8 protein-coding genes are annotated in these 6,281 nt (G+C 25.0%); all 8 read right to left on the bottom strand.

Translation table 11 applies throughout. The annotated features are described in order from the left end of the window. Positions 1-138: 138 nt before the first annotated feature. Positions 139-798, bottom strand: a complete 660-nt coding sequence (locus tag AWT72_RS01545; protein WP_067139779.1) for a hypothetical protein — start codon at positions 796-798, stop codon at positions 139-141. Further along, on the bottom strand, positions 791-1,492 hold the full coding sequence (locus AWT72_RS01540; protein WP_067139776.1) for an ABC transporter ATP-binding protein: 702 nt from the start codon (positions 1,490-1,492) through the stop codon (positions 791-793). The genes AWT72_RS01545 and AWT72_RS01540 overlap by 8 nt, the downstream gene beginning before the upstream one ends. Position 1,493: 1 nt before the next feature. Then, positions 1,494-1,847, bottom strand: a complete 354-nt coding sequence (locus AWT72_RS01535; RefSeq protein ID WP_156285898.1) for a GntR family transcriptional regulator — start codon at positions 1,845-1,847, stop codon at positions 1,494-1,496. A gap of 65 nt (positions 1,848-1,912) precedes the next feature. Then, positions 1,913-2,896 (bottom strand): LacI family DNA-binding transcriptional regulator, encoded by a 984-nt coding sequence (locus tag AWT72_RS01530; RefSeq protein ID WP_067139770.1) that lies wholly within the window; start codon positions 2,894-2,896, stop codon positions 1,913-1,915. Positions 2,897-2,998: 102 nt separating this feature from the next. Beyond that, a complete protein-coding gene (locus AWT72_RS01525) occupies positions 2,999-4,318 on the bottom strand; it encodes a carbohydrate ABC transporter substrate-binding protein (protein ID WP_082680497.1) in 1,320 nt (439 codons plus the stop codon). Positions 4,319-4,336: 18 nt separating this feature from the next. Beyond that, positions 4,337-4,498 (bottom strand): DUF6903 family protein, encoded by a 162-nt coding sequence (locus tag AWT72_RS09425; protein ID WP_156285897.1) that lies wholly within the window; start codon positions 4,496-4,498, stop codon positions 4,337-4,339. After that, a complete protein-coding gene (locus AWT72_RS01520; protein ID WP_067139764.1) occupies positions 4,495-5,364 on the bottom strand; it encodes a carbohydrate ABC transporter permease in 870 nt (289 codons plus the stop codon). Before AWT72_RS01520 ends, AWT72_RS09425 begins: the two co-directional genes overlap by 4 nt. A 9-nt stretch (positions 5,365-5,373) precedes the next feature. After that, complete coding sequence (locus AWT72_RS01515) at positions 5,374-6,264, bottom strand: carbohydrate ABC transporter permease (protein ID WP_067139761.1); 891 nt, start codon at positions 6,262-6,264, stop codon at positions 5,374-5,376. Positions 6,265-6,281 lie beyond the last annotated feature (17 nt).

Here is a 6,281-nt window from a genome sequence, read left to right as displayed (position 1 = left end):
TTTTTACTTTTTTTTGAAAAGTTTTTTATTTTATCAAAAACACTTTAAAATAAAAGGAAATTTTATATTTTATTTCTCAAAAAAAATATGAGTATAAAACCCATATTTATTTTTTTATTAACATATAAATCTAATATATTACATATCTAATTTTTTATCTAACAATCTACCTGATATTAAAACAAAAATACATGATAGCGCAATTGCTATAATACTTTTAACATCATAATTATAAATCATAATATCAATAAAAGTAGTCATGATTATAGCAGTTATAGTAGTTATCAATATAGCATAAAATCTAGAATTTATATAGACTTTTACAAATACAAACATAATAATTATAAATGATAAAAACATAAATACATTAATATTAATAATTACCATTGGTGATATTCCATCTTTTATCAAATTTAAAATATTTAAAAAATCTACTCTAAAATTAAGCGCTGTTTGTATTGAAATAGCTACCAAAATTGTATTCATATAAAATAAAGCAAATAGTATTTTTGAAAATAGTATTTTATAACTTTTTATAGGCAATGTATATGTGAAATAACCTGTATTTCTAAATAAGTCTCCAACTATAATATCATATGCCTTATAAAAAGAAAACATTACACTTAGACCCAATAATATTGCTCCTGGTATTAATAACAATGTAATAGCATCTAATGAAATTATTGTTGTCCCATTATCATATTCAGTAATTATTTGTGTTAATGAAACTACCACCAATAAATTTACTACAAGAATTTTATAATTATTCTTTAATTGATATATAAAATATTTAAGCATTTATAACACCTCCAAAAAATTCTAAATACAGTTCTTCTACTGATTTTTCATTATTAACTCTAACTTCTTCTACATTGTAAATTTTAGAAATGTTACCTTCGTTTAAGAAGCATACTTCATCAAATATTTGTTCTATATCTTTAATTAAATGTGTAGTTACTATAACTGATGCATCTTCATTTATATTTTCTATTATTAATTTTAAAATTTGTTGTCTAGTTACTATATCTACTCCTGCAATTGGTTCATCTAATATAAATAGTTTAGCATCTCTTGATAAAACTAAAATTAAATTTAATTTTTCTTTCATACCCTTAGACAATCTTTTTATTTTTTGCTTTTTGTCTAATTTTAATTCTTTTAATAACTTTTCAGATTTTTCTTCATTAAAATCTTTATAGAAAAGCTTATGATTTGATATAGCTTGACCTATACTCATGTTCTCATCTAAGAATATAACATCTGGTAAATAACTTATATATCTATTAGTTTCTTTACAAAGTTTTTCTCCCATGATTTCTATTTCCCCACTGTCATAAGCTCCTATATTTACTAAAATTTTCATAAGACTTGTTTTTCCACTTCCATTAGGTCCTAATAAGCCTAGTATTTTCCCGCTAGATAATTCTAAATTTACATTATTTAAAATTAAGTTACTCCCAAAACTTTTATTTAAATTTTTTATACTTAACATTTTAACCTTCCCTTTCTATAAGTTCCATAATCTCTTCTTTACTAAATCCCGATAAATACATATCTTTCAAGAAAATCTTTAAGGCTTCTTTTATTTTTTCTTTTTTTAGTTTTTCTACAATATTTTTATCGTCAACTATAGAATAACCCACTCCTCTTTTAGTTTCAATTATACCTTGGCGTTCTAATTCTTGGTAACATTTCATTATAGTATTTTGATTAACTGTACACTCCTTTGCATAATCTCTAATAGAGGGTATTCTTTCTCCTGATACATACTTTTCTTGTATAATATCATCTATGATATTATCCATTATTTGTATGTAAATCGGTTTTTTGTTATCAAATTTCAACAAAATCACCTCCTTAGTGTTATATTGGTATATTACACCAAGAAAGGCGGTTTGTCAAGTATTAAATTTTAAATTTTTTTACAACTCTTTCTAACAATTAATTCTGTTTGTATTTGAACCTTACAAGTAAAAGTTCTATTTTCATATATTCTTTCTTTCAATAACTTCATAGCAACATTTATTATATTGTCTAAATTAATACTTATAGTAGTTAAAGGTGGATTTAAAAATTTAGCATTCTTATTATCATTAAACCCTATAACAGATATATCATCAGGTATTTTTTTATTATATTTATATATAGCCTTATAAACGCCTAGTGCTATATTATCATTCCCACAAAAAATAGCAGTTGGCTGATTTTTTTTATTTTTTAAAAGTTCCAACATGAGTTTATAACCACTTTCATCAGAAAATTCTCCTATTTTAAGTATAGTCTTTTTTAGTATTTTCCTATCTTTTGTTATTTCTTCAAAATATTTTTCTCTAAAATCTTTTTTATTATATTTCCCCGTTATTAATGCAATCTTACTATGACCTTGTTTAATTAAATAATCAACAACTTTTTTTACACTTAATTTATAGTCAAAACTAACAGAATCCACACTATCTATTTTAATATCTGTATCTAAACATATAATATTTTTATTATATCTTAAAATGTTTAGTATAAACTTATTAGGGGCTTCACCAACAACTATTATTGCATCTAGGTATTTTAGTTTGGCAAAACTCTCATCTTCTAGGTCATTTTTTGAATATATCTCATATTTAATTTTTTCTTCTTTAAATTTTGTCTTTATTTTTAAATAAAAAGAAGAATAATACGCATTAATATCTTCTATTTCATTTTCAAATATTTTTATTATTCCTACCTTATATCTAAGTTTATTTTTCCCTATATTTCTTTTAACATAACCTAGTTTATGAATAGTATCTATTACCCTATTTTTAGTTTTCTCACTAACTCTAAAATCCTCATCATTATTTATTATTCTTGATACTGTAGTAATACTTACTCCACTAGCCTTTGCTATTTCTTTTATAGTCATAATATTTCCTTTCAAAATTCCTATAATACATTATACAATGAAAATTAATTTTTAACTACAAAAAAAGTGCTACCATTTAATAGTAACACTTAAATTTTAAAATTATTTGATGATATTTTTTTGTAACTTGTCAAATTTTTCTACTAAATTATCTCTATATTGTTTTATAGTCTTAGTCTTATTAACTACTGAATCCACTGAACCATATACTTCATCTCCTATTACTAAACCTTCTATTGGTGTAGTCGGAACAAATCCACCAACTATTGCCTTAGCACCATCTTTATATATACTAAAAAATATTTGATTTTCAGCTGACAATTTATCATAAGGATATGAATTTATTGGTTGCACTGCATTATACTTAGCAAAAATTTCTGCTGCTGCATCTGAATATATGAAGGCAATAAAGTCTTTAGCTGCTTCTTTATTAGCGGCTTCTTTTGGTATCCAAATTTGTTCAAAGAAACTATATGCATATTTATTTCCACCATCTAAACTAGGAATTGCCATCATTCCCCATTCCGTACCTTCAGGAGTTGTATCTTTCATTTCTCCTAAAACCCAGAATCCATTAGGCATAAATAATGCTTTACCATCTATGATTAATTGTTGATTTTTTCTATAGTTTTGTGCATTTGCATTTGAAACTGTTGTAGGGTCTGCATTAGCAAATACTTTTTCTAATATTTCAAATAATTTATCTCCCTTTTCTCCCTTGAAAACACTACTATCAAAGTTATAGAATTTATTTATACCTTCATAACCATTAACTGATGCTACTACTGATGGTATAAACGAATCTAAATAACCTGTTGTAGGATAAGTAAATAATGATATACCTTTTTCTTTAGCTTTTTCTCCTAAAGCAAATAATTCATCCCAAGTATTAGGAACTGCAAATCCTTCTTTTTCAAATAAAGTTTTGTTGTAGAATAGTCCAGTAGTTGAATAGAATACTGGCATTAAATATAGTTTATCATCACCATAAGGTTTTGTTACACCATTATTTATAAAGCCTTCTTCAACTTTTTCTGAAACTTTCTTGTTTTCTCCAGGAATTGTTAAGTTTAAAATATCTGTCAATTCTTCTAATGCTTGTTCCTTAACAAAATTTTCTGTAAATCCTGCTTTACGACCCATAGCTATCATAACTACATCTGGGTAATCTCCACCTTTAATTTTACTTGTTAACTCATCTTCTATAGTTTTAGACTGAGTTAATGTAACTTTTACATTAGGATTAACTTTTTCATAGGCTTCAACTATTTCAGGCCAAACCTTATCTCCATATCCACCTTCAAAAGCCGAAAATTTTAAATCTATTTTTTCCCCTGTATCAGTTTTCGCACCTTCATTACCCCCGCATGAAAGAGCTAATACTGTTAATGCAAAAGTTAATAAAACTTTTAATTTTTTCATATTAATCATCCCCTTCTTTTAATACCTTTTATTATATCTATATAAAACATATAACACACCAAACATACCTATTAGCATAACTAATAAATTTTTCAAGCTAGTTTCTCTATTACCATAATGGATTATAAACATAGAGATTATAAATATTACTAAATTTAATAAATTTTCTACTTTTCTCATTCTTTAGAACCTCCCAAAGACATTCCTTGAGTAATTTTACTTTGTAATAACATATATAAAATTAATATAGGTAGCATTGCTATAACCATACCTGCATATAAAACACCATAATTGGCTGCTTCTCTACTTGAAGCCATAAGAGATAATAATCCTACTGGGAGAGTTCTCTTATCTCCTGTCATTAATGTTAATGCTATTATATAATCATTCCAAAATGCTAAAAAATTAAATAATATTACTGTTATTATACTTGGCTTTGCCATAGGAGTCATAATCTTTATCATAGTTATAAAATAACTTGCACCATCTATATATGCTGCTTCTTCATAAGATTTAGATAGAGTTTCAAAAAAACCTGTTAATATATATATAGTAAATGGAAGTGCCATTGATACATAAACTATAGATAACATTACCAAACTATTCAAAAAAAATGTTGATTTTATAATTTGTAAACCTTTTAAAGCCCTATCTCCTTTAAGAAGTATCAAAAATATTGGTATAACTATATAACTTATATCTATAAACATACCTGCTTTTACAAAAGTTTTAAGTAGTTTTGCTCCCTTAAATTCAAATCTTGCTAATACATAAGCTGCTGGAACAGCAGTGATAACTAATATAAATAGTGATAATGCCGTTACTATTACAGAATTCATGAAGTATACACCCATTTTAGCCTTTATAAATGCATCTATAAAATTTTGATAATAAAAACTTTTAGGTAATGTCCAAGGATTTCCTACAAATTCAGAATTTTGTTTTAAAGATGCAACAAATACCCATAAAATAGGAACTAGTATAGACAAAGTAAATACTAATAATACTACATAAATAAATAATCTATATAATTTTTCTACCTTCATAATATCTCCCTAATATTGCAATATATCTCTTTTAGTAATAAGGCTTACTATAGCAGAAATTATAAATGAAAACATAAAAACTACTACTCCTATTGCCATACCATAACCATAACTTTGATTTGTATATGCTTGATTATACATATATGTTAAGAAAACTTGTGAAGCCCCATCAGGACCACCATTAGTTAATATGGTTACTATTAAAAAGCTCATATTTATATTACTAATTATAAAAAATGATAATGTCGTTCTTATACTACTCCAAATAAGGGGTATAGTTACATTAAAAAATTTAACTATTCTACCTGCTCCATCTATTTCTGCTGCTTCATATAAATTAGTTGGTATAGAAGCCATTGCTGCCATATACATAACCATATAATAACCTAATGCTTGCCAAACCATTACTATTAAAACTGAATAAATAACTATACTTTGGTCTCCTAGCCAACCTAGTTTAGGTCCACTTAAACCAAATACATTTAATACAGAATTTAAAAGTCCTAAATTTGTATCATAGATTGCAGAAAATATTCCACCTATAACAACTATAGATAATATACTTGGTATATAAAATATTATTCTATAAAAACTAGAGCCTTTTATCTTTGCATTAACAAGTAAACTTGCAAATATAAGTGATATGGTTATAGTTATAATAGTTACATATACTATTAATAATACTGAATTTTGAAATGCTCTAATAAAATTCATATCTTGAAATAAAATCTTAAAATTATGTAATCCTACAAATTGTTCCTTAAAAGATAATATTGATAACTTATATAAGGAAAGTTTAAAAACTTTAAATACAGGAAACACCTTAAATATTGTATAAATTATTAAAGAAGGTAATAGTGATAAAACAATAAAAATTGTATTTGATTTATTTCTTTTCATTTATTTCTCCTATATTA

Origin of the sequence: Oceanivirga salmonicida (genome assembly GCF_001517915.1) — a bacterium.
GTDB lineage: Bacteria > Fusobacteriota > Fusobacteriia > Fusobacteriales > Leptotrichiaceae > Oceanivirga > Oceanivirga salmonicida.
This window is presented reverse-complemented; position numbering and strand designations above follow the sequence as displayed.

Excerpts from the sequence above, each read along its gene's own strand:
- AWT72_RS01545 (WP_067139779.1), bottom strand. The coding sequence starts at position 798 with ATGCTTAAATATTTTATATATCAATTAAAGAATAATTATAAAATTCTT.
- AWT72_RS01540 (WP_067139776.1), bottom strand. The coding sequence starts at position 1,492 with ATGTTAAGTATAAAAAATTTAAATAAAAGTTTTGGGAGTAACTTAATT.
- AWT72_RS01530 (WP_067139770.1), bottom strand. The coding sequence starts at position 2,896 with ATGACTATAAAAGAAATAGCAAAGGCTAGTGGAGTAAGTATTACTACA.
- AWT72_RS01525 (WP_082680497.1), bottom strand. The coding sequence starts at position 4,318 with ATGAAAAAATTAAAAGTTTTATTAACTTTTGCATTAACAGTATTAGCT.
- AWT72_RS09425 (WP_156285897.1), bottom strand. The coding sequence starts at position 4,498 with ATGAGAAAAGTAGAAAATTTATTAAATTTAGTAATATTTATAATCTCT.
- AWT72_RS01520 (WP_067139764.1), bottom strand. The coding sequence starts at position 5,364 with ATGAAGGTAGAAAAATTATATAGATTATTTATTTATGTAGTATTATTA.
- AWT72_RS01515 (WP_067139761.1), bottom strand. The coding sequence starts at position 6,264 with ATGAAAAGAAATAAATCAAATACAATTTTTATTGTTTTATCACTATTA.